At 74.1% G+C, this 19,596-nt stretch carries 17 protein-coding genes; 9 read left to right on the top strand and 8 right to left on the bottom strand.

Annotated elements, in window-relative coordinates; genetic code table 11:
• Positions 1-48: 48 nt before the first annotated feature.
• Together AVW11_RS27860 and AVW11_RS27855 are read left to right on the top strand one after the other, a co-directional pair.
• Positions 49-3,624, top strand: a complete 3,576-nt coding sequence (locus AVW11_RS27860; protein WP_076046370.1) for a bifunctional glycosyltransferase/CDP-glycerol:glycerophosphate glycerophosphotransferase — start codon at positions 49-51, stop codon at positions 3,622-3,624.
• 125 nt (positions 3,625-3,749) lie between these two features.
• A complete protein-coding gene (locus AVW11_RS27855; RefSeq protein WP_030848620.1) occupies positions 3,750-4,232 on the top strand; it encodes a VOC family protein in 483 nt (160 codons plus the stop codon).
• Between the two features lie 195 nt (positions 4,233-4,427).
• Here AVW11_RS27855 and AVW11_RS27850 read toward each other — a convergent pair whose 3' ends face one another.
• Positions 4,428-5,162 carry an SIR2 family NAD-dependent protein deacylase gene (locus tag AVW11_RS27850; protein ID WP_060179748.1) on the bottom strand — a complete coding sequence of 245 codons (735 nt, stop codon included), beginning with the start codon at positions 5,160-5,162 and terminating at the stop codon, positions 4,428-4,430.
• 163 nt (positions 5,163-5,325) lie between these two features.
• Here AVW11_RS27850 and AVW11_RS27845 point away from each other — a divergent pair, with 163 nt between their 5' ends.
• From AVW11_RS27845 to AVW11_RS27835, 3 genes are read left to right on the top strand one after another with little or no spacing between them, the layout of a single operon-like run.
• On the top strand, positions 5,326-5,790 hold the full coding sequence (locus AVW11_RS27845) for a hypothetical protein (RefSeq protein WP_240528281.1): 465 nt from the start codon (positions 5,326-5,328) through the stop codon (positions 5,788-5,790).
• Positions 5,791-5,810: 20 nt separating this feature from the next.
• On the top strand, positions 5,811-6,785 hold the full coding sequence (locus AVW11_RS27840) for an ATP-grasp domain-containing protein (RefSeq protein ID WP_076046369.1): 975 nt from the start codon (positions 5,811-5,813) through the stop codon (positions 6,783-6,785).
• Positions 6,782-7,639, top strand: coding sequence for a GNAT family N-acetyltransferase (locus tag AVW11_RS27835; RefSeq protein WP_060179746.1), 858 nt, complete (start codon positions 6,782-6,784; stop codon positions 7,637-7,639). Before AVW11_RS27840 ends, AVW11_RS27835 begins: the two co-directional genes overlap by 4 nt.
• Before the next feature lie 88 nt (positions 7,640-7,727).
• Here the strand turns inward: AVW11_RS27835 and AVW11_RS27830 are convergent, their stop codons facing one another.
• The 3 genes from AVW11_RS27830 to AVW11_RS27820 all read right to left on the bottom strand — a co-directional run bounded on the left by AVW11_RS27830 (position 7,728) and on the right by AVW11_RS27820 (position 9,886).
• The gene (locus AVW11_RS27830) at positions 7,728-8,171 is read right to left on the bottom strand and encodes a subtilase-type protease inhibitor (RefSeq protein WP_060179745.1); all 444 of its coding nucleotides are present in this window, start codon (positions 8,169-8,171) and stop codon (positions 7,728-7,730) included.
• Positions 8,172-8,992: 821 nt separating this feature from the next.
• Complete coding sequence (locus tag AVW11_RS27825) at positions 8,993-9,454, bottom strand: Crp/Fnr family transcriptional regulator (RefSeq protein WP_030848602.1); 462 nt, start codon at positions 9,452-9,454, stop codon at positions 8,993-8,995.
• Positions 9,455-9,583: 129 nt separating this feature from the next.
• Positions 9,584-9,886 (bottom strand): hypothetical protein, encoded by a 303-nt coding sequence (locus tag AVW11_RS27820; protein WP_060179744.1) that lies wholly within the window; start codon positions 9,884-9,886, stop codon positions 9,584-9,586.
• A 258-nt stretch (positions 9,887-10,144) separates the two neighbouring features.
• On the opposite strand from AVW11_RS27820, the gene AVW11_RS27815 reads away from it, so the two are divergent.
• From AVW11_RS27815 to AVW11_RS27805, 3 genes are all read left to right on the top strand, one after another.
• Positions 10,145-12,115, top strand: coding sequence for a glycoside hydrolase family 5 protein (locus tag AVW11_RS27815; protein WP_076046368.1), 1,971 nt, complete (start codon positions 10,145-10,147; stop codon positions 12,113-12,115).
• Between the two features lie 173 nt (positions 12,116-12,288).
• Positions 12,289-12,876 (top strand): helix-turn-helix domain-containing protein, encoded by a 588-nt coding sequence (locus AVW11_RS27810; protein WP_107423343.1) that lies wholly within the window; start codon positions 12,289-12,291, stop codon positions 12,874-12,876.
• A gap of 200 nt (positions 12,877-13,076) precedes the next feature.
• On the top strand, positions 13,077-15,818 hold the full coding sequence (locus tag AVW11_RS27805) for a DNRLRE domain-containing protein (protein WP_079250817.1): 2,742 nt from the start codon (positions 13,077-13,079) through the stop codon (positions 15,816-15,818).
• On the opposite strand, the gene AVW11_RS27800 is transcribed toward AVW11_RS27805, so the two are convergent.
• The 3 genes from AVW11_RS27800 to AVW11_RS27790 all read right to left on the bottom strand — a co-directional run bounded on the left by AVW11_RS27800 (position 15,799) and on the right by AVW11_RS27790 (position 17,885).
• Complete coding sequence (locus tag AVW11_RS27800; RefSeq protein ID WP_076046366.1) at positions 15,799-16,035, bottom strand: hypothetical protein; 237 nt, start codon at positions 16,033-16,035, stop codon at positions 15,799-15,801. The genes AVW11_RS27805 and AVW11_RS27800 overlap by 20 nt on opposite strands.
• A gap of 149 nt (positions 16,036-16,184) precedes the next feature.
• On the bottom strand, positions 16,185-17,051 hold the full coding sequence (locus tag AVW11_RS39135; RefSeq protein WP_079250816.1) for a GNAT family N-acetyltransferase: 867 nt from the start codon (positions 17,049-17,051) through the stop codon (positions 16,185-16,187).
• 378 nt (positions 17,052-17,429) lie between these two features.
• Complete coding sequence (locus AVW11_RS27790) at positions 17,430-17,885, bottom strand: hypothetical protein (protein WP_076046365.1); 456 nt, start codon at positions 17,883-17,885, stop codon at positions 17,430-17,432.
• A gap of 90 nt (positions 17,886-17,975) precedes the next feature.
• On the opposite strand from AVW11_RS27790, the gene AVW11_RS27785 reads away from it, so the two are divergent.
• The gene (locus AVW11_RS27785; RefSeq protein ID WP_060179741.1) at positions 17,976-18,287 is read left to right on the top strand and encodes a hypothetical protein; all 312 of its coding nucleotides are present in this window, start codon (positions 17,976-17,978) and stop codon (positions 18,285-18,287) included.
• A gap of 10 nt (positions 18,288-18,297) precedes the next feature.
• Here AVW11_RS27785 and AVW11_RS27780 read toward each other — a convergent pair whose 3' ends face one another.
• The gene (locus tag AVW11_RS27780) at positions 18,298-18,741 is read right to left on the bottom strand and encodes a flagellar biosynthesis protein FlhF (protein ID WP_076046364.1); all 444 of its coding nucleotides are present in this window, start codon (positions 18,739-18,741) and stop codon (positions 18,298-18,300) included.
• Positions 18,742-19,596 lie beyond the last annotated feature (855 nt).

Raw genomic sequence — 19,596 nt, 5'->3', positions numbered from 1 at the left:
GTGAGCTGATCATCGAAAAAGCAAAAAACGCTGGAGAAGTCGCCACCCATGCCCCCGCGCCTGAGCATCGTCGTCCCCGTCTACAACGTCGAGCTCTACCTCGACGAGTGCCTGGAATCCATCGCCGCTCAGACGTTCGGCGACTTCGAGGCCATCCTCGTGGACGACGGCTCCACGGACAGCAGCGCCGTCATAGCCAAGGCCTTCGCGGCGCGTGACAAGCGCTTCCGGGTCGTCATGCAGGAGAACGCCGGCCTCGGCGCAGCCCGCAACGCCGGCGCCCGCCACATCCACCCGGACAGCGAGTACCTGGCCTTCGTCGACAGCGACGACACGATGCCGGACTACGCCTACCAGCGCCTGATCGACGCCCTCGACGAGACGGGCTCGGACTTCGCCGGCGGCAACGTCAAGCGCTTCCGCTCGGTCGGCATGAACCAGTCGTGGGGCCACCGGGCCGCCTTCGCCAAGACGCAGCTGAAGACCCACATCTCCAAGTTCCCGGCGCTGGTCACCGACCGCACCGCGTGGAACAAGGTCTACCGGCGCACCTTCTGGGACGAGCATGGCTTCCAGTACCCGGAGGGCATCCTCTACGAGGACGCCCCGGTGAGCATCCCCGCGCACTACTTCGCCTCCAGCGTCGACATCCTCAGCGACTGCGTCTACCACTGGCGCGTCCGCGAGACCGGCGAGCGCTCCATCACCCAGCGCTCCACCGACCCGGTCTCCCTCATCGACCGCGTGAAGTCCGTCCGCCTGGTCCGCGAGTCCCTCAAGGCCAAGCAGGGCGCCACGTACGGGCGCTACCTGCGCGACTACGACTACAACGTGCTGAGCGAGGAACTCCCGCTCATCTACAAGTACGTCGCCGAGGGCGGCCCCGACTTCCGCGCCGCGTTCGTCAAGGAGGTCGGCGGCCTCGTCCGCGAGATCGGCACCGGCCCCTGGCCCAACCTGACCGTCGCGGACCGCCTCAAGGCGTACCTCGCCGGCGAGGGCCGCGTCGAGGACTTCATCGCGCTCCTGAACCACCAGCGCGACTACCACTACAGCGTCCCGGTCAAGGGCCTCGCCCGCCCGCAGGCCGACTACCCCTTCCTGCAGGGCCGCCCGCCGGTCCCCGCCAAGATCCTCACCCTCGGCACGCGCGAGCGCCGCGTCGTCAGCCGCCTGGAGCAGGCGACCTGGTCCGACGGCAAGCTGCTGCTGCGCGGCTACGCCCTGCCCGGCCACCTCGGTGCGGAGAGCCGCCTCGGCTCCCGCAAGATGCTGATCTTCCGCGAGGGCGGCAAGCGCCGCCGCTCCGTCGTCAGCACCCGCACGGTCGCCTCCCCGATGGCCACCGTGAAGTCCCCCCACCTCGCGCTGCGGCACGCCGACTGGGCCGGCTTCACCGCCGTCGTCGACCCCTCGATCTTCCAGTCGGGCGGCAAGTGGAACGAAGGGATATGGACCACCTCGATCGCCGTCACCGGCGCCGGCGGCCTGCACCGCGCCCGGCTCCGCGGCGGCGAGCACGACACCGGCCAGAACCCGCCCCCGCACTGGGTGGCCCCCGACGTCCGGATCGTCCCGTCCGTCTCCGGCGCCCTCACCATCCAGGTCGAGATCGCCCGTGCCCGCGGGCTGGACGCCCGGCCCGCCGGTGACGACGCCGTCGAGATCATCGGCGAGCTCTCCGCCGGGGTCGACGCCGCCCGCCTCAAGGCCGTCCACGTCACCACCGGCACCACCCTCGACTTCCCGCTGGAGACGGGCGCCGCCATCGCCGGCCGCACCCCCTTCACCGCCCGGGTCACCCTGGCCGACCTGGCCGCCGTACCGGACGCCGCGTGCGAGCCCGGCGAATGGGCCCCCGAGCCGTGGAGCCTCTCCGTGATCGGTGCCGACGGCACCGAGCACCGCCTGGCCCACGACGAGCGCGGCGGCTTCAACGGCCTCGTCCTGCCCCTGCCCGGCGAGACCGCGGGCCGCGCCCTGTTCGTCAAGCGCGGCAACACCGGCCACCTCACCCTGTCCGTGCAGCCCTCCCCGCCGCTCGTCGACGAGGTCGGGGCCGAGGACGGCACCCTGACCCTGCGGGGCCGGTTCGTCGCGCCCACCGACGAGCCCTACGAGCTCGTCCTGCACAACGCGCACGGCATGGAGTTCAGCTACCCCGTCACCCGTGACGGCGAAGCCTTCGAGGCCACCTTCCGGCCCGTGCTCCCCGAGCCCTTCGCCGGCCGCACCACGCTCCCCGAAGGCCGCTGGTGGCCCACGCTGCGCCCGGCCGCCCAGGGCGGGACCACCGCCGGCCTGCTCGGCGTCGACCGGGGCGCCCCGGTCCAGATGTCCCCGGGACTCCTCTTCTCCGGCCCGCACCCCGTCACCGCACAGGGGCGCCGGATGCGCATCGAGACCCGCTTCCACGACCGCATGGCGCTCGTCGCCGACCCGCTGCTGAGCCCGCACGACCGCTCCCGCTACGCCCAGCGCGTCGCCCGCTTCGAGACCTACCCGGCCCAGCGGGCCCTGCCGGTCAAGGACATCGTCGTCTACGACACCTTCCAGGGCCACGGCGCCGGCGACGCGCCCCGCGCCATCCACGAGGAACTGCTGCGCCGCGGCGAGAAGCTCGAGCACATCTGGCTGGTCAAGGACGGCCGCGCCGAGGTCCCCGCGACCGCCCGCGCCGTGCAGTACGGCAGCGTGGAGTCCTGGGAGGTCATGGCCCGCGCCCGCTACTTCGTGACCAACGACAGCGTGCCGGCCCTGTTCCAGCGCCGCCCCGGCCAGGTCGTCGTCCAGACCTGGCACGGCACGCCGATCAAGCAGATCGGCCACGACTTCGTGCACGACTACTACACGAGCCCGGAGATCCTGGAAGGCCTCGCCCACGACAGCGCCCAGTGGTCGCTGCTCGCCTCGCCGAGTTCGTACGCGACGCCGCTGCTCAAGCGCGCCCTCGGCTATGACGGCGAGGTCATCGAGGCCGGCAGCCCGCGCACCGACGCGCTGGTGCGGCCCGACGCGCAGCGGATCGCGGAGGTCAAGCGCCGGCTCGGCCTGCCCGAGGGCAAGAAGGTCGTCCTCTACATGCCCACCTGGCGCGAGAACTGCGAGGGCTGGACCGGTGGTTACAAGCTCGACCAGCGGATCGACCTGGAGCAGGCCCGCCGGGAGCTGGGCGAGGACCACGTCCTGCTGATCCGCGGCCACCACCACGTCACCGAGCAGGTCCGCGAGGGCGTCCGTGACGGTTTCGTCGTCGACGTCTCCCGCTGGCCCGACGCCGCCGACCTGCTGTTGGTCGCGGACGTGCTGATCTCGGACTACTCCTCCGCGATCTTCGACTTCGCGCTCACCGACCGGCCGATCCTGCTCTTCACGTACGACCTGGCGCACTACCGCGACACGCTGCGCGGCTTCAACTTCGACCTGGAGGAGAAGGCGCCCGGACCGCTGCTGGCCGACTCGGCGAGCCTGATCGAGGCCGTGCGGAACGCGGACGCGATCGGAGCCGAGTACGCCGGGGCGCGTGCGGCGTTCCGCGAGGAGTTCTGCGACCTGGACCACGGCGACGCCGCCGAGCGCGTCGTCGACCGGATGCTCGCCATGGGCGCGGAGCCCGCGAAGTAGGCCGTACGGTCGAATTCCTGGCCGAATCAAGACCGGCCCCGGGCCCACCGATGATTTTCGGGCCCGGGGCCGGTCTGTATGTGCGGAGCGGTATCCACCGTCCACGCACCGGCCTGGAGGCAGAGATGAGCGGCAACGGATTCACCACGTGTCTGTGGTTCGACGGCGATGCGGAAGCGGCGGCCGACTACTACCTGTCCGTGTTCAAGGACGGCAGGCTGGGCCGGATCGCGCGCTACACGGAGGCGAACCCCGAGGTGGAGGGTTCGGTGATGACCGTCGAGTTTGAGATCAACGGGCAGAGGTTCGTCGGCCTCAACGGCGGTCCGCAGTTCCACTTCACCGAGGCGGTCTCCTTCCAGATCGACTGCGCCGACGAGTCCGAGGCGGACTACTACTACGACGCCCTGACCAGGGACGGCGGCCAGGAGTCCGCCTGCGGCTGGGTCAAGGACAGGTTCGGGGTGTCCTGGCAGGTCATCCCGCCGGGCGCCGTCGACCTGGTCAGCGACCCGGACCCGAAGCGGGCCGCCCGGGCCATGGCCGCGATGATGAAGATGAAGAAGCTGGACGTCGCGCAGATGCGCCGGGCGGCCGACGCAGGCTAGACCGACCGGCGCCGGGCATGACCGGGGTCCCAGCCGCACCGTGCCGGACCCGGGCGGCCGGGTGAAGGTCCCGGGAATCCGCGGGGGCCGCACGCCGTACTCATGGCCCGTGCCGAAGGGACTGCGGGGGTGAGGTCGGCCCGTGTTCCCCCTCCCACCGTCAGTGGCCGACAGCCATGCCGGGCGGGTGATCCGTCAGGGCCGGTCGGCGGCGATGCGGGTCAGGAGGGCGGGGAGGGCGGTTCCGATCGGTTCGCGGACGACCTCGTCGGCGAGGGAGTCGTACGGGGTCTCCTCCGCGTTCACGATGATCAGCCGGGCACCGGCCTCCGCGGCCAGGCCGGCCAGCGAGGCGGCCGGCTGCACCTGCAGCGTCGACCCGACCGCGACGAAGACCTGACAGCCCTTGGCCACGGCCATCGCCTGCCCCAGCACCACCGGGTCGAGCCGCTCGCCGAACATCACGGTGGCCGCCTTGAGGATCCCGCCGCACGCCAGGCAGGCGGGATCGGGTTCGCCGGCGGCCACTCGGGCCAGCGCCTCGTCCATCTCCGACCGGGCGTGACACGCCGTGCAGACCACCGACCGGGCGGTGCCGTGCAGTTCGAACACCTTCCGCTCGGGCATTCCGGCGAGCTGGTGCAGCCCGTCGACGTTCTGGGTGATGACCCGCACCGGGGTGCCGCCGCGTTCCAGGTCGGCCACGGCCACGTGCGCGGCGTTCGGCCGCGGCCGGAGCGCGCCGATCTCGGCCCGCATCAGCCAGGAGCGCCGCCGGATCTCCGGATCGGCCATGTAGTACTCGTAGGTCACGAGCTTCTCGGCGTCGGGCTCACGACGCCACAGGCCCTGCGGCCCCCGATAGTCCGGAATTCCGGAGTCCGTGGACATCCCGGCCCCACTGAACACTGCGACGAGCGGCTTTCCCATGCGCCCGACCCTACGTACGACCGCCGCACGCCCGCGACCCCATTACCGCGCACCGACCGCACGGGGGAGGCAGGGGCGTTTCTGCGGTGAATCCCGCCCTCCACAGGAGTGAGATCCGCGCCGCGCCCTCCCGGTCGACCGGCCGGGCGGGTACAAACCGCACATGATGCTGAAGCCCCACCGCCTTGGTGCCCTGCTGCTGGCCCTGTCGGCGCTGCCGGTCGTGCCGTCCGCCGTCGCCGCCCCCGCTGTACCCGCCCCCGCCCCTGCCGCCCCTGCCGCCGCCGTTCCCGCGGCCGTGCCGGAGGGGCACACCGCGGATCAGATCGGGCGCTTCCTCGTCCGCTTCTACGGGGACCACGGCCCGTCCGACCACGACCGCCGCCACCACGTCTCGCAGGTGCTCCAGGAAAGACAGCAGGTGAACACGGAATCGGACGTCCTGCTCTGCGCGCAGAACGAGCCGCAGGACATCGGCATCGGCCCGGTCACCGTCGCCCAGGCGGCCGGGGTCGGCTGGGCCACCGTCACCACCCACTGGGGCTCGGACAAGACCGACACCTTCACCGCGTACGTGCGCCTCGACTCCAGGCCGATCCGCATCGACGACGTGATCTGCGCGGGCTGACCGGCCCGTAGGCTGGGTCCATGCCCAAGCCCATCCCCACGACGGCGACCGGGGACGCGGACGCCACCGTCCTGTACTGCCGCGACCCGCTGAACGAGCGCCGCGTCGACGGCCACTTCGCGGCGGAGGCCCGGCAGTTGCGCGCGGCCGGGGGCCGGACCCTGCTCGTCGACCACGACGCGCTCCTCGCCGGGGACACCGAGCGGGCGATCGCCCGGGTGCCCGACGGTGCCGGAGCCGCCTGGTACCGGGGCTGGATGCTCCCGGCGGAGCGGTATGCCGCACTGGACTCCGCCTTGCGCCGCCGCGGCGGCCGACTCGTCGTCACCGCGGAGCAGTACCGCCGGGCACACGAACTCCCCGGCTGGTACGGGACCTTCGCCGGCCTCACCCCGGTCAGTGCCTGGCTGCCGACGGCGCCGGGGCGGACACCGGACCCGCAGCGGCTGGCGGCCGCCGTCGCGGACCTGCCGCCCGGTGCCGGTGTGGTCAAGGACTACGTGAAGTCCCGCAAGCACGAGTGGGACGAGGCCTGTCACGTGCCCGATCTCGGCGACGCGGCCGCCTTGAACCGGGTGGTCGGCCGGTTCGTCGAACTCCAGGAGGAGTTCCTGGCGGGCGGTGTGGTCCTGCGGGCCTTCGAGGACTTCGTCGCGCCGCCGACACAGGCGGGCACGGCCGCCGCCGCGGAGGTGCGGGTCTGGTGGCGCGACGGGGCGCCCCGGATGGTGACCGCCCACCCCGACAGCCCGGTCGCCGAGGTCGTGACACCCGACCTCGGGCCCGTCCGCGCGGCCGTCGAAGCGCTCGGCTGCCCCTTCGTGACCACCGACCTGGCCCTGCGCGCGGACGGTGTCTGGCGCGTCGTCGAAGTGGGGGACGGACAGGTCAGCGACCTCCACCGGGGGGCCGATCTCGACGCCTTCGTCCGCATGCTGGCGGCCGGTCAGGCGCCCCTGTGCCCACCGTCCGTATCTGGTACAACACGGCTATGACGGGATTCGAGATCACCGGGGCGAGCGCCGCCGACATGGAAATGATCCGCGGCTGGGCCGAGGAGGAGGGATGGAACCCGGGGGACTCGGACCGCTTCGCCTTCGCCGTGGCCGACCCCGAGGGCTTCCTCGTAGGCCGGCTCGACGGGGAACCGGTGGCCTGCATCTCCGCCGTCCGCTACGGAGCCGGCTTCGGCTTCATCGGCTTCTACATCGCCCGCCCCGGCTTCCGGGGCCGCGGCTACGGGATCCGCCTCTGGCGCGCCGGGATGGAACGCCTCGACGGCCGGCTCGTCGGCCTGGACGGGGTCGTCGAGCAGCAGGACAACTACCGTAAGTCCGGCTTCCGTTCGGCCTGGAACAACATCCGCTTCGAGGGGGTGCCCCAGGGTGCCGGCGGTGCGGACGGCGGCGGCGCCGGGGTCGAGATCGTCGACGCCGCCACGCTGCCCTTCGGCCTGCTCGCGGCCTACGACCGGCGGTTCTTCCCCGCGCCGCGGGACGCGTTCCTGTCCGCCTGGACCGGGCTGCCCGGCCGGACCGCGCTGGCGGCCGTCCGCGCCGGCCGGATCGAGGGCCTGGGCGTGATCCGGCCGTGCAGCGCCGCCCACCGGATCGGCCCCCTGTACGCCGCCACCCCCTCCGTGGCGGCGGCCCTGCTGGAGCGGCTCGCGCAGCACGCCCCCGGCGGGCTGGTGGCCGTGGACGCCCCGGACGCGAACCCGGAGGCGACCGCCCTGTTCAAGGGCCTCGGGCTGGTCCCGACCTTCGAGGCGGCCCGGATGTACACCGGCCCGGTCCCGGACCTCGCCATGGCCGAACTGTTCGGCGTCACCAGCCTCGAACTGGGTTGAGCTGCCTGCGGCTTGCCTCGGGGCTGCGGCTTGCCCCGGGGGCCGGGCGGCGGTCGCACGGCGCCGCCCGGCCGGTCGTGACGCGGGATCAGAAGTTGAAGAGGGCGCCCGCGGTGTTCCGCAGCCCGCACGGATTGGCGAACGTGTACGTGTAGTTGAGCCGACGGCCCTGCCAGACCCCGTCGGCCGTCACGGTCACCGGGTCCCACTCCCTGGTACAGACGGCGTCGGCGGCCGGCGCCGCGAGCGGGTCCAGCTGTGAGCCGGCGGCACGTAACTCGCGGCACGCGGCCACCGGGTTCGGGTGGGTCCCGCCGGGCCCGGGCGCGCAGACGAGCGTCACTGCCCGCAGCACCGTGCCGGTGTCGGCGTCCGGGCCGGCCGTCACGCTGAGCACCAGCGCGGACGGCGCGTACAGACTCTGCTCACCGGTCGGCGCGGCGCCGGCCGCGCCGGGCCAGGCCAGTGCGGTGAGCGCGGTGAGCGCCATGGCGGCGGAACCGAGCCCGAGACCCCTTGCGATGGACCGCATTTCGAACACTCCCTTGGGTTGGTGTTTCGGATAGCGGACGCAGTCTTGCCGACGCGGGCCGCGAACGCCCGTTCGCACCCCCATTTTTCGTCACCGATCGTGTACGAATGACAGCAGACCGCAGCCGTGGCGAAGGGTTGACCTGTACGGGAGCGGGACCGGGATTCGGCCGAACACCGACCGGGAGACGTCTCCGAAACACTGCCCGGGGCCCTCGTCATCCCCCCGCAACGGTGCCTGTGCGCAGCCGCGGGGCAGGGCCTGCCCCACCCCCGGAACACCCCCGGAGCCCCCCGGGCCTGCTGCGCCGGGAAACAGAGGCACCGACGCCGTGACGGCCGCCGGCTGGCCGACACCGCCCGACAGGCCGGGGGGCCGGGGGCAGTCTCCTGACCAAGAACCAGTGGGTCGCCGACAGTTCGCCGCGCACCGGCGCAACGGCGCACCACGCGGACCGGCTTCCTGCCGGCCCTCGGCAGCGCCCTGCTCTCCACCGACGCCGCCCTCGCCGACACCCTCGCGGCGGCCACCTCCGACCGGGCCCGGGAAGTCGTCCTCCTGCGGCCGGCCGGTGCCACCGGCTGGCAGGTGCGGCGGCTGGTGGCGGGGGAGTCCCTTACGGTCGTCCGCGCCGGCGCCGCCGTCGCCCCTCATCCCCGCCTGGAACCTGGCCGGATCCAGGGCGCGCTGAGGGGCGCCTGCGCGGCCGTCGCGGCGGTCTCAGGGGGCGCCCCGGCCGCGCCCTGTGCCTGCGCCGCCACACGCCGTCGACGTGTCGGCCGGCGGGACCGAGCCGGCTCCCGCCACCGGCTGCGGCTCTTCTAGCCGGCCGCGCCCAGGCGCGGGGCGTAGAGATCCAGCAGACGGGTGCGGGTCTGCTGGAGCCGCATCGCGAGCACGCGCCCGACCCAGTGTCCGATCGCGGAACCGAAGGCGGGATCGGCGTCCATCAGCATCCGTACGGCCGCCGCGTCGAACTCGTACGCGCGCACCGGCGTCATCGCCTCCGCGCCGAGCTGCCAGACGTACGGAGGGAACAGCCACGACCAGCCGACCAGCTCGCCGGGGCCGAGGTTCTCCACCTGCGCGGGCCGGCGGCCGGCCACCGGCACCTCCAGGGTCACCGTGCCGGAGCGCACGATCCAGAAGGAATCCGCCCGGTGGCCTTCGTCGAAGATCCGCGCGTTCTCCGGGAAATTGACCTCACGGGCCTGCGCCATCAGCCGTCCACGGTGCTCCGTGGACAGCACGGCGGCGATTCGGATGGGGGAAGGTGTGCTCACGACGGCCTCCGATCGGACCCCCCGCGACGCTCCTGCTGCTCCCAGTGTCGCCGAAGCGGCCCGAACGGGACCGGGCCGCGAGGCCCCTTTCTTCCCCGCCGGGAATCGGCACCGCCGGGAGACGGACCACTACTCCTCCGCGTTCGCCTCCATGCACGCCAGCTCCATCGCGTCCAGCACCGCTTCGTGGCTGCGCCCGCTGAGCTCGGCGACGTTCTCGATCTGGGCCGTGGCCCAGGCCGCCAGCGTCATCACCAGGACCCGCAGCCCGTCGGTGCCGTACTCGGCCAGGACGGCGTCGGCCACTACCATGGCCTCCTCCGGGACCTGCTCCGGCGGCTCCAGACCGGCGAGGCCGCGCAGCATGACGAGGGTGCGCCGGGAGATCTCGGGCGTCATCCCCGCCAACCGCATGTCCTCTTCCTCGTTCATCCGCCCCGCCCTCCGCTGCCGAGCCCCCGTTCCCTCAGGGCACGGTAGAGGGGCGCGGCGCCATGCGGGGCCGTTTCCGCAGGGTGACCCTGCGTGAGCGGGCTCGGCGGCCGGATCCGGCGGTTTTGGCCCGGGCCGCAACAGCCGTGGAGCAACCGCCGAAAGGGTGCGGGCGTTCGACTTCCGCCGAGAGCGACCCGCCGGTAACTTGACCCGCGGCAACCGCCCGGCCGGGCGGCCGGACCCGGTAGGAGCGAGATGAAGAGCCTGTTACGCGCCGCCCTGTGCGCCCTCCTGCTGACGGCAGGCGCCGTGCCCGCCCAGGCCGCCCAGGCCGTCGCGACCGCCGAGGCGCCTCCGGCCGCCCAAGCCGTCGCGACTGCCGGCGCCGCCGAGGCTGTCGCGACCGCCGGCGCCGCCGAGGCCTGGACGCCGCCGCTCTCCACACGCGGCCGGTACATCGTCGACGCGCAGGGCGACCGGTTCCGCCTGCGCTCGGGCAACTGGGACGGAGCCCAGGGCTCCTGGAACGGCTCGGGCGACCGCAACGACCCCGCCACGCACCACAGCGGCCAGAACGCCCACGCCATCCCCCTGGGCCTGGACCGGGTCCCACTGCCCGCCCTCCTCGCCGACTTCCGCGCCCTGGGCCTCAACAGCATCCGGCTGCCCTTCTCCAACGAGATGCTGCGCACCACCGCCCCGGTCCCGGACGCGGCCGTCGCCGCCAACCCGGCCCTGCGCGGACGCACCCCTCTCCAGGTCTTCGACGCCGTCGTCGCCGCCCTCACCGACGGCGGTTTCGCCGTCATCCTCAACAACCACACCGTCACCACCCGTTGGTGCTGCGGCCTCGACGGCAACGAACGCTGGAACAGCGGACGTTCCACGGCCCAGTGGGCGGACGACTGGGTCTTCCTCGCCCGCCGCTACCGCGACAATCCCCGCGTGGTCGGAGCCGACCTCTACAACGAGGTCCGACGGGACGTCTGGAACGACCCCAACTGGGGCCTCGGTGACAACCACGACTGGCACGCCGCGGCCCAGGAGGCCGCCGACCGCATCCTCACCGAGGCCAATCCGAACCTGCTCATCGTGGTCGAGGGCATCAACTGGTTCGGCCTTCCCGTCGACGGCTTCCCGCACGGCCGCCCCACCCTCACCCCCGCCCGGACCCTGTCGCACACCCTGGTCGTCTCGAACAAGCTGGTCTACTCCGCCCACTTCTACGGGTACACCGGCCCCCATCACAGCGGAGCCACCGGCATCGGCGAGACCAGCGACCTGCGCTATCAGGACATGACCGCGGCCCAGCTCGAACAGACCCTCTACGACCAGGCCTTCTTCGTCTCCACGGAGACCGGCGCGCACTTCACCGCCCCTGTCTGGATCAGCGAGTTCGGCATCGGGGCCGACGAGAACGGCGCCGCCCCGCGCACCTGGTTCGACCGTCTCACCGGACGACTGGCGGGCAGCGACGCCGACTTCGCGTACTGGCCGCTGGTCGGCTGGAGCACCGACGCGCAGGGCGCCCCCGGCGGGGACACCTGGGCGCTGCTCCGCTACGACGCGTCCGGCCGCCGCTCCGGTGTCCTGGACGCGGGTGACTGGCGCACCACCCGCTGGTCCGGGCTCCTCGCCGCCCCCGGCCGCACCGGGCCCGTCCCCGCCACCACCGCCTGGTACCAGCTGACCACCGACCACCGCGACCACAACGCCTCACTGCTCACCCGGGCCGGCGGGGACTGGGACGGCGGGGCCCGCAAGGCGGTCTGCCCCGACGGCTCCCGCCTCACCGGCCTCGCCCACACCGGCGGCCGCGGCCTGTGCACCACCTCCGGCCTGCGCGCTCCGACCGGCGGGCACACCGTGGTCCGCGACGAGCGGTACGTCCCGGCCGGCGGCGACTGGGCCGGCGGATACACCAAGTTCCAGTGCCCGGCAGGCCAGTTCCTCCTCGGCTACAGCCTGCGCGGCGAGCGGGTCTCGGCCGCGCTGTGCGCCCCGGCCCGCACCGCCCTGCCGGCCGGCGGCCGCACCCTCTGGTTCGACCGGGGCGACAACCGCCCGCCCGGCGGGCCCGGCGGCGACTACGCCCTCGGCCACTACAAGGGCCAATGCCTGCCCACGGAGTACGCGGCGGGCATCGCCTTCACGACCCGGGTCGCGTCGCGCCCGTCCCCGGCCGCAATGCTGTGCCGCCCCCTGCCGGGCCCCGAGGGCAGCTGAGCACCCGCCCGCGGGCGGCGCCGGACCGACGGGGTCCCGGAAGCCGACGGGTGGCCCGGAGGGCGGCGGACGCGGGGACCGCCGCTGCGGTCACGGCGGGCAGCGTCCTGCCCGCGGTGCCACTCTGGCAAAGCAAGTTGCCGATTGCGGGACGGCGGAGTGCAATGGCGGGTATGGACACACCGCCGAACCACCAAGCGGTACTCGACGAGGTCGCCCCCCGCCTGCGGCGGCTGCGCGCCAGGAGCGGCCTCACCCTCGCCGCGCTCTCCGAGGCGACCGGCATCTCCAAGAGCACCCTGTCCAGGCTGGAGTCCGGCGGACGCCGGCCCAGCCTGGAACTGCTGCTGCCGCTCGCCTCCGCCTACCGCGTCCCCCTCGACGAGCTCGTCGGTGCCCCCGAGGTCGGCGACCCGCGGGTGCGGCTGACGCCCCGGACCATGCCGGGCGGCGGCACGGTCGTCCCCCTCACCCGCGGTCCCGGCCCGCTCCAGGCGTTCAAGATGCTCATCCCCTACCGCGGCACCGACCCCGATCCGCGGACGCACGAGGGCTACGAGTGGCTGTACGTCCTGGACGGCCGGCTGCGCCTCGTCCTCGCCGACCACGACCTGGTCCTCGGGCCCGGCGAGGCGGCCGAGTTCGACACCCGGCTGCCGCACTGGTTCACCAGCGCCGACGAGGGGCGGCCCGTCGAGATCCTCAGCCTGTTCGGACGCCAGGGCGAGCGCATGCACGTCCGCGCCAAGCCGCGCGGATGAGCGGATGATACGGGAGGGGCGGTCGCCTGCCCGGTTCTGGCGCGATCTCGTTGCCGAAATGCGCCAAGTGGGGTGAACGGAGCGCCGAACCGATCTAAGGTGCGCCCGTAAGCATCGTCGCGGACACCTGTTCGGCGGTTTCCGGCCATGCCTCACCAGTGGCGCCGTCCGGCCGCACCGCACACTCAACTGGGGGGTTCATGCGCAGATCCCGTGGGCGGGCGCTTTCTCTCGCCCTGTCCCTGTCCCTGACCGCAACCGGAGCAGGGCTGGTGGGCCTTGCCGCCGCCCCGCAGGCGGCCGCGATCACGCCGCCCGTCGCCTTCACCGCCGACGCGCTGTCCACCTGGCAGCCCAACGGCGTCGTATGGGCCCTCGCCGAGGCCGGCGGGCAGGTGTTCGCCGGCGGCACCTTCTCCACCGTCCGCCCGCCCGAGGGCGGGGCCGGCAGCGAACGGGACGCCGTGAACTTCGTGGCGCTGGACGCCGCGACGGGCGCGCCCACCTCCTGCACCCTGTCCTTCACCGTGGCCTCCGGCACCGCGACGGTCCGGGCGCTCGCCCTCTCCCCGGACAAGACGACCCTCTACGCCGGCGGGTACTTCGGCGCGGTGAACGGCACCGCCGTCTCCAGCCTCGCCGCGATCGACGTGGCGAGCTGCACGGTGAAGACCGGCTTCCGCCCGGCGTTCGCGGCGACCGTCCGCGCTCTCGCCGTCACCGGCGACACGGTCTACGCGGGCGGCGACTTCCTCACCGTCGCGGGCCAGCCCCGTCAGCGCTTCGCCGCCGTCGGTGCCGCCGACGGAGCCCTCAAGCCCTTCACCGCCGACGCCGACGAGCCCGGCCGCGCCGTCGAGGTCACACCGGACGGCCGGCATGTGGTCCTCGGCGGGGACTTCTTCACCGTCAACGGTGCGAACACCCATGCGCTGGCCGTCGTCGACGCGACGAGCGGCGCGCTCACCAAGGCGTACCCCGGCTTCATCGACACCAACTCCGTCGTCAAGGACATCGCGACCGACGCGACCGGCTTCTACACCGCCAACGAGGGCACGGGCGGCGGCGTCTTCGACGGCCGGATCGCGCTCGACCTGCCGGGCTTCGGCCAGCGCTGGCGCGACACCTGCCTGGGCGCCACCCAGGCCGTGCTGCCCCACCAGAACGTCCTCTACAGCGCCTCGCACGCGCACGACTGCTCCCTCGTGGGGGAGTTCCCCGACGGCCGGCGCCACCACCTGCTCGCCCAGCCCACCGGCGCCGTCGGCAAGCTGGGCTGGTCCCCCGACACCAATGACGGGATCGGCGAGGGCATCGGTCCGCGGGTGATGGCGGTCGGATCGAAGAACGGCGTGCAGTACATGTGGGTCGGCGGTGAGTTCACCACCGTCAACGGCTCGGCGCAGCAGAGCCTGACGCGGTTCGCCTCCACCGGGGACACCGGCGCGCCCACCGTGCCCGTGGCGAGCGCGGCGAGCTTCACGCCGGGCGAGGTCCAGGTGCGCTGGCGCACCAGCCTCGACCTCGACGACAGTGCGCTGACCTACCGGATCTACCGCAACGGCTCGGCCACGCCGATCGCCGCGGTCACCGCGGACTCGCTCTTCTTCAAGCGGCCGCAGGCCTCGTGGACCGACACCACCGTCGCGGCGGGCCAGTCGTACACCTACCGGGTGACGGCCTCCGACGCGGCCGGCAACACCAGTGCCCTGTCCGCCACCGCGAGCGTGACCGTCCCGACGAAGACCGACGGCTACCCGAGCCGGGTGCGCGCCGACGGGGCCCAGCTGTACTGGCGCTACGACGACGCGGTCCTGCCCTACGCCGCCGACTCCTCGGCCGGCGGCAACCACAACGGCGTCCACCTGAACGCCCCGGCCCTGCGGCAGACGCCGGGCGCGGTCTCCGGCGCGAGCACGGCCATCGGCTTCAACGGCACCGACACCCGGATCTACGCGGACAAGCGGCAGACGGTGGGCAGCACCTACACCATCGAAACCTGGTTCAGGACGAACACCACGCGCGGTGGCAAGCTCTTCGGCTTCGGAAGCAACCAGGACCGCGGCAGCAATCAGTACGACAAACACATCTACATGACCAATGACGGCCGGTTGGTCTTCGGCGTCTACACCGGCGCGACCCGCACCATCACCACCGCCGGCGCGTACAACGACAACCAGTGGCACCATGTCGTCGCGACCCAGGGCCCCGGCGGTATGACCCTCTACGTGGACGGCGTCCAGCGGGGCACCCTGGCCGTCACCGCGCACGAGAACTACACCGGCTACTGGCACGCGGGCGGCGACAGCCTCGGCGGCTGGCCCAACCGCCCGACGAGCGAGTTCTGGGCGGGACAGCTCGACGAGAGCGCCGTCTACCCGACCGTTCTGAGCGCGGCGCAGGTGCAGGACCACTACGCACTGGCCACCGCCCCGGCCGACTCGGTGGTCCAGGTCACCGCCGCGGAGGACACCTACGCCAACGCCGGCGCCCCCGCGACGAACTACGGCACCTCCTCCTCGCTCGCGGTGCGCGGCACCTCCTTCTACGCGAGCTACCTGCGCTTCGACCTGCCGGCCGCGCCCGCGGGGACGGTGCTGAAGTCGGCCGTGCTCAGCGTGAAGACCAGCACGATGAGCGGCGCCGGCACGACGGACACCGTCTCGGTCGTCCCGGTCACCGGAGCGTGGAGCGAGGGCGGGACGACGTACAACAACCGCCCCGCCCTGGGTGGTCCGGCCCTCGGCGCCTACCCGGGGATCCCGGACGGCTCGGCGGTGCACACCGCCGCGCTGACGACGGGATCCGTCGCGGGGGCGCTCGGCGGCAGCCTCGGCCTGGCGCTGAGCAGCTCCGGCACGGACGCCCTGTGGCTGTGGTCCTCCGAGGCCCAGGCCAACGAGGGCACGCCGCAGCTGACGCTCACCTTCGGCGCGCCGTGACCTGAGGCCGACCGACGCCGGGGGGCGCGGACCGCACCGGTCCGCGCCCCCCGGCACGTCCGGGCGCGGTGCAGGCAAGGGCGTAGGCGAAGGAGTACGCCACGCAGGTGTCGCCGTGGCGGTGGGCGAAGCCGCCGGAGCCCGCGAGGCCCACGAGGTCCACGAGGTCCACGGTGCCGGAGCCGGGCACCACCACGAACAGCACGAAGCGGCCCATGTGGCGGCGGGCACCCGGGCGCCCGCCGACGCCGGCCCCCCGACGCGGACGGCTGCGTCCGGATCAGCCGTGCCGTCGAGGCCGAGGCGGCAAGGAGGCCGAGGCGCTCGGCCCGCCCGCGCTCGCGCCGTGCCCGCCCTCGCCGACCGCTACGCGGGAGCTCCCGGCCGGGCGCCGGAGGACTGCCAGCGCACTTCGCCGTCCACGCGGTGTCCGGTCGGGCGGAGACCGCACGCCCTCGCCACCGCCGCCGACGCCGCATGGTCCGGATGGATGTGGGCGACGAGACGGTCGACGGGGAGCTGCTCCAGCCAGGCCGCGAGAGCGCGGGCCGCCTCCGAGGCGAAGCCCTCGCCCTGCCAGGGGACACCGATGACCCAGGCGAGCTCGGCGAGGCCCTGCGCCGGAGTGACGGTTGCCTGGACCGTGCCCACCAGCCGCCCCGTCCCGCGCAGCCGCAGCACCCAGTTGGCCCAGACGACCGCCGGGTCCGGCGAGCCCGCCGTCAGTCGCTCGTAGCGGGCGCGCAGTGCGTCCCGCGTCAGGGGTGCGCCGCCGGTGAAGGAGTGCAGGGCCGGATCGGAGAGGACGAGGCTCATCTCGTCGGCGTGCTCAGGCCGGAGCGGGAGGAGTTCCAGGCGGGCGGTGGCGAGGGCGACCGGCCGGACCGGGAGCCTGCGCACCTTCGCGGCCGCCCCCGGCCGGGGCACGCCGTCCACGGCCAGGCAGATCCCCAGGACCCGGTCATGCCCGGTCCAGCCGTTGACGTGGCCGTGGTTGTTGCTGATCTGCACGCGCCGGCGCGGCGCGTCCACCGCCGACACGAGGTGCAGGTACACGGTGCCCGCCACGCGGGCCAGGACGATGTCGCCGACCTCGACCAGGCCCGGATCCGCCGGGGCGACCCGCACCTTCTGCCGGCTGTGCACCAGCGGCGCCATCGACCCTCCGGTCGGCCTGAATTCCACGGTCTCGCCGCGGCCTACGCGGTCCGCCTGCGTGTCGAGCATGCCCATCGGGCAAGTCTCGCCGCGTGTACGGCTCCCCGGCCACCGGATTACGCCCCGCCGGCCCCGCACCGCCTCGACGCCCTCGGCCGGCCCGTCCACTCCGACCGGGCGCCTCGACCAGCCCCGACCGGTCCGACGGCCCAGCGCCTCCGACCGGCCCGACCGGTCCGACGGCCCAGCGCCTCCGACCGGCCCGACCGCCCCAGCGGCCTCGCCGACCGGTCCGACGGCCACGGCCGCTCCGACTGGTCCGACCGGCTGCGACCGCCCCAGCGGCCTCCACCGGCCTGACGGCCGCAGCCGGTCCGTCGGCTCTGACGGTTCCGAGCGGGCACCCCGACTGGTCTGACGGTCTCAGCGCCTCCGACCGGCCTGGTCGGGCGGTCAGAGCGGGGGTTCCACCTCCAGGAAGCGCCGCCGACGAGGTCCCCGGTACAGCAGACACACCCAGCCCAACTCCTCCAGCACGGCCGCGCAGGCCGTCAGGCGCTCCCGCTCCTCCTCGGCCGCGCCACCGCCCGGCGGGCCGGCCCACGTCACCTCCACCCGTCCCGGCCCGGACCCGGCGGCCACGCGGTAACCCGTCCGCGTACGCCGCCCCTCCGCGTCCAGCGCCGACGGCGTGATCCCCGCCGCCTCCAGGGCCAGGGCCACCGCGCGCGGCGCCTGCCGTACCTCCCACGGCGCGGGAACCCCCGCGCCCGCAGGGCCGTTGACCAGGCGTCGGATCTGCAGCAGCCCCTCGTAGGCCGTGCGCAGCTCCGCCTCCCGACGCCCGGGCGGCGCGGCCGCACCATCCCCGGTCGCCGGTTCGAAGCCCCGCCCCGGATCCGTCACCACCCCACCACCCGCCCGTCTGAGTACCTCACGCCCGACGGCCTGAGTATCCGCCCCGATTCCCCGCGGCGCCGCCGCTGGTCGAATAGGGCCATGAACAACGACGCCCCGCGCAACGCGACCGTCCGCCCGCGCATGCAGCATGTGACCACCGCCGGCTCGGCCCTGGCCGTGGCCCTGGTCCCGCTCGTGGTCGGCGTCCTGTTCGCCAAGGCGATGGCCGCCGACCCGATGACCCCGGTCAACGCCCTCATCGCGGGCGGCGGCCAGCGGGCCGCCCTGCCGCGGGGGGAGTGGAAGCGGCGCGGCCACAGCACCCTGCACCGGCTGCGCACCGCCCGTCGCGACACGGCCCGCCGCTGTGTCCGCGCCTGCGGCCGCCGCCCCCGAGTCCACACCGGCTGAAGCCGGCCGGTCAGCGGTCGTACTGCCGCAGGCACAGATCGACGATGGACGGCGGTACGACGCCGCCTGCGGCCGCGCACAGCTCGTCCATGCGGGGCGGCGGCGCCGGCCGGCGCCGCGGGTGCGCGGTTGCCGCCCCGGGCACCCGCGTCCGCCGGGGCGGAGCCGCCTGCTTCGCGCGCGGCCGCTCACGGGGCGGGGCCGGGACGGACGCCCGGTCCGGGTCCGCGCCCGGTCGCCGGTCGGTGTCAGGGGACGGCTCGGGCGGGGTGCCCGTCGGCAGTTCCCCCAGCGGCAGGCCCGGCGGCGCGGCCCGCTCGGGCGCGCCGACCGACGGCACGGCCCCCCGTACGGGAGACGGAACCGCGACCGGGTTTTGCGGGCCGACGGAGACACAGCCGGCGCTCGCCAGGAGCGCGACGAGGGAGAGGGGCAGGGCCCGGCGTAACTGCATCCGACCACCTTGCCGTACGGCCGGGCGCCTCCCGCTCCCCGCCTCACGCGTCCGGGTGACAGCGGGCGGCGCAGGCACGGACGCGGCCTGTGGCCTTCGTCCGGCCGGCCCTCCGGGACGTCTCCGGCACCGACGCCGGGTGCGTCGGCACGCTCCTCTTCGGCTACGGCGTGGCGGGCGTCGCGGGCAACCTCCTGGCCGGGGCGCGCGACGCGTACCGGACGCCGCTCCATCGCGGCCCTGCCGGGACCGGCCCCCGCCCCCGCCGGGACCGCCCTGCCGCTCGCCGGGGGCTCGCCCACGGAGGGGTCTCGGTGAGCGTGCACGCTCCTCGCTGCGGGTGGGCGTCCGGCAGCCGCCGTCGAGCGGGAGACCCGGCGCCGCCGCGAACCGCTCGACGCGGTGTCCAACCTCGCCGTAGCGGCCGGAGCGGGCTTCGGTGAAGCCTCGCGGTCGGCGGCGTGTGCGTCCCCGCCGCCGCGCTCGGCGGAGCCGCCCTGATGCTCGTGGCCGCCGCCACCGTCCCGGTCACGGGGATCCGCCGCCGGCCCGACCGCCTCGGCCGACGGATCGCGCCCGACAGACCGGACGGAGGGGAGCACAACGGACACGGGGCTTGACCCGGCCCGTGCTGGAGGGCAAGAGTGCGCCCGATCAAGAACCACAGTTCGAGCCGCACCTCGGAGATACGCAGATGTCCATACCGGTACGCTCACCGCTCGCCCGGCCCGTGATCTGCGGTTCTCCGGCGCCCGGCTCGCCCGGCGCCCACGCGGCCCAGGCTCCCGCCGCCCGGCGGCGCAGAGCCTGACCGGCCGGGCGGGGCCGGCGCCGCACCGTCGCGCCGGCCCCGCC

Source organism: Streptomyces amritsarensis, from assembly GCF_001953875.1.
Classification (GTDB): Bacteria; Actinomycetota; Actinomycetes; order Streptomycetales; family Streptomycetaceae; genus Streptomyces; species Streptomyces amritsarensis.
Note: the sequence above shows the minus strand (reverse complement) of the source record. Positions and strands in the feature narration are given on the sequence as shown.

What these genes read in the sequence shown, in the direction of transcription:
- AVW11_RS39135 (WP_079250816.1), bottom strand. Translation starts at nt 17,051, where the DNA reads ATGGGCATGCTCGACACGCAGGCGGACCGCGTAGGCCGCGGCGAGACC.
- AVW11_RS27820 (WP_060179744.1), bottom strand. Translation starts at nt 9,886, where the DNA reads ATGAACGAGGAAGAGGACATGCGGTTGGCGGGGATGACGCCCGAGATC.
- AVW11_RS27800 (WP_076046366.1), bottom strand. Translation starts at nt 16,035, where the DNA reads ATGGGCCGCTTCGTGCTGTTCGTGGTGGTGCCCGGCTCCGGCACCGTG.
- AVW11_RS27815 (WP_076046368.1), top strand. Translation starts at nt 10,145, where the DNA reads ATGAAGAGCCTGTTACGCGCCGCCCTGTGCGCCCTCCTGCTGACGGCA.
- AVW11_RS27850 (WP_060179748.1), bottom strand. Translation starts at nt 5,162, where the DNA reads ATGGGAAAGCCGCTCGTCGCAGTGTTCAGTGGGGCCGGGATGTCCACG.
- AVW11_RS27840 (WP_076046369.1), top strand. Translation starts at nt 5,811, where the DNA reads ATGCCCAAGCCCATCCCCACGACGGCGACCGGGGACGCGGACGCCACC.
- AVW11_RS27785 (WP_060179741.1), top strand. Translation starts at nt 17,976, where the DNA reads ATGAACAACGACGCCCCGCGCAACGCGACCGTCCGCCCGCGCATGCAG.
- AVW11_RS27810 (WP_107423343.1), top strand. Translation starts at nt 12,289, where the DNA reads ATGGACACACCGCCGAACCACCAAGCGGTACTCGACGAGGTCGCCCCC.
- AVW11_RS27805 (WP_079250817.1), top strand. Translation starts at nt 13,077, where the DNA reads ATGCGCAGATCCCGTGGGCGGGCGCTTTCTCTCGCCCTGTCCCTGTCC.
- AVW11_RS27780 (WP_076046364.1), bottom strand. Translation starts at nt 18,741, where the DNA reads ATGCAGTTACGCCGGGCCCTGCCCCTCTCCCTCGTCGCGCTCCTGGCG.
- AVW11_RS27860 (WP_076046370.1), top strand. Translation starts at nt 49, where the DNA reads ATGCCCCCGCGCCTGAGCATCGTCGTCCCCGTCTACAACGTCGAGCTC.
- AVW11_RS27845 (WP_240528281.1), top strand. Translation starts at nt 5,326, where the DNA reads ATGATGCTGAAGCCCCACCGCCTTGGTGCCCTGCTGCTGGCCCTGTCG.
- AVW11_RS27830 (WP_060179745.1), bottom strand. Translation starts at nt 8,171, where the DNA reads ATGCGGTCCATCGCAAGGGGTCTCGGGCTCGGTTCCGCCGCCATGGCG.
- AVW11_RS27855 (WP_030848620.1), top strand. Translation starts at nt 3,750, where the DNA reads ATGAGCGGCAACGGATTCACCACGTGTCTGTGGTTCGACGGCGATGCG.
- AVW11_RS27835 (WP_060179746.1), top strand. Translation starts at nt 6,782, where the DNA reads ATGACGGGATTCGAGATCACCGGGGCGAGCGCCGCCGACATGGAAATG.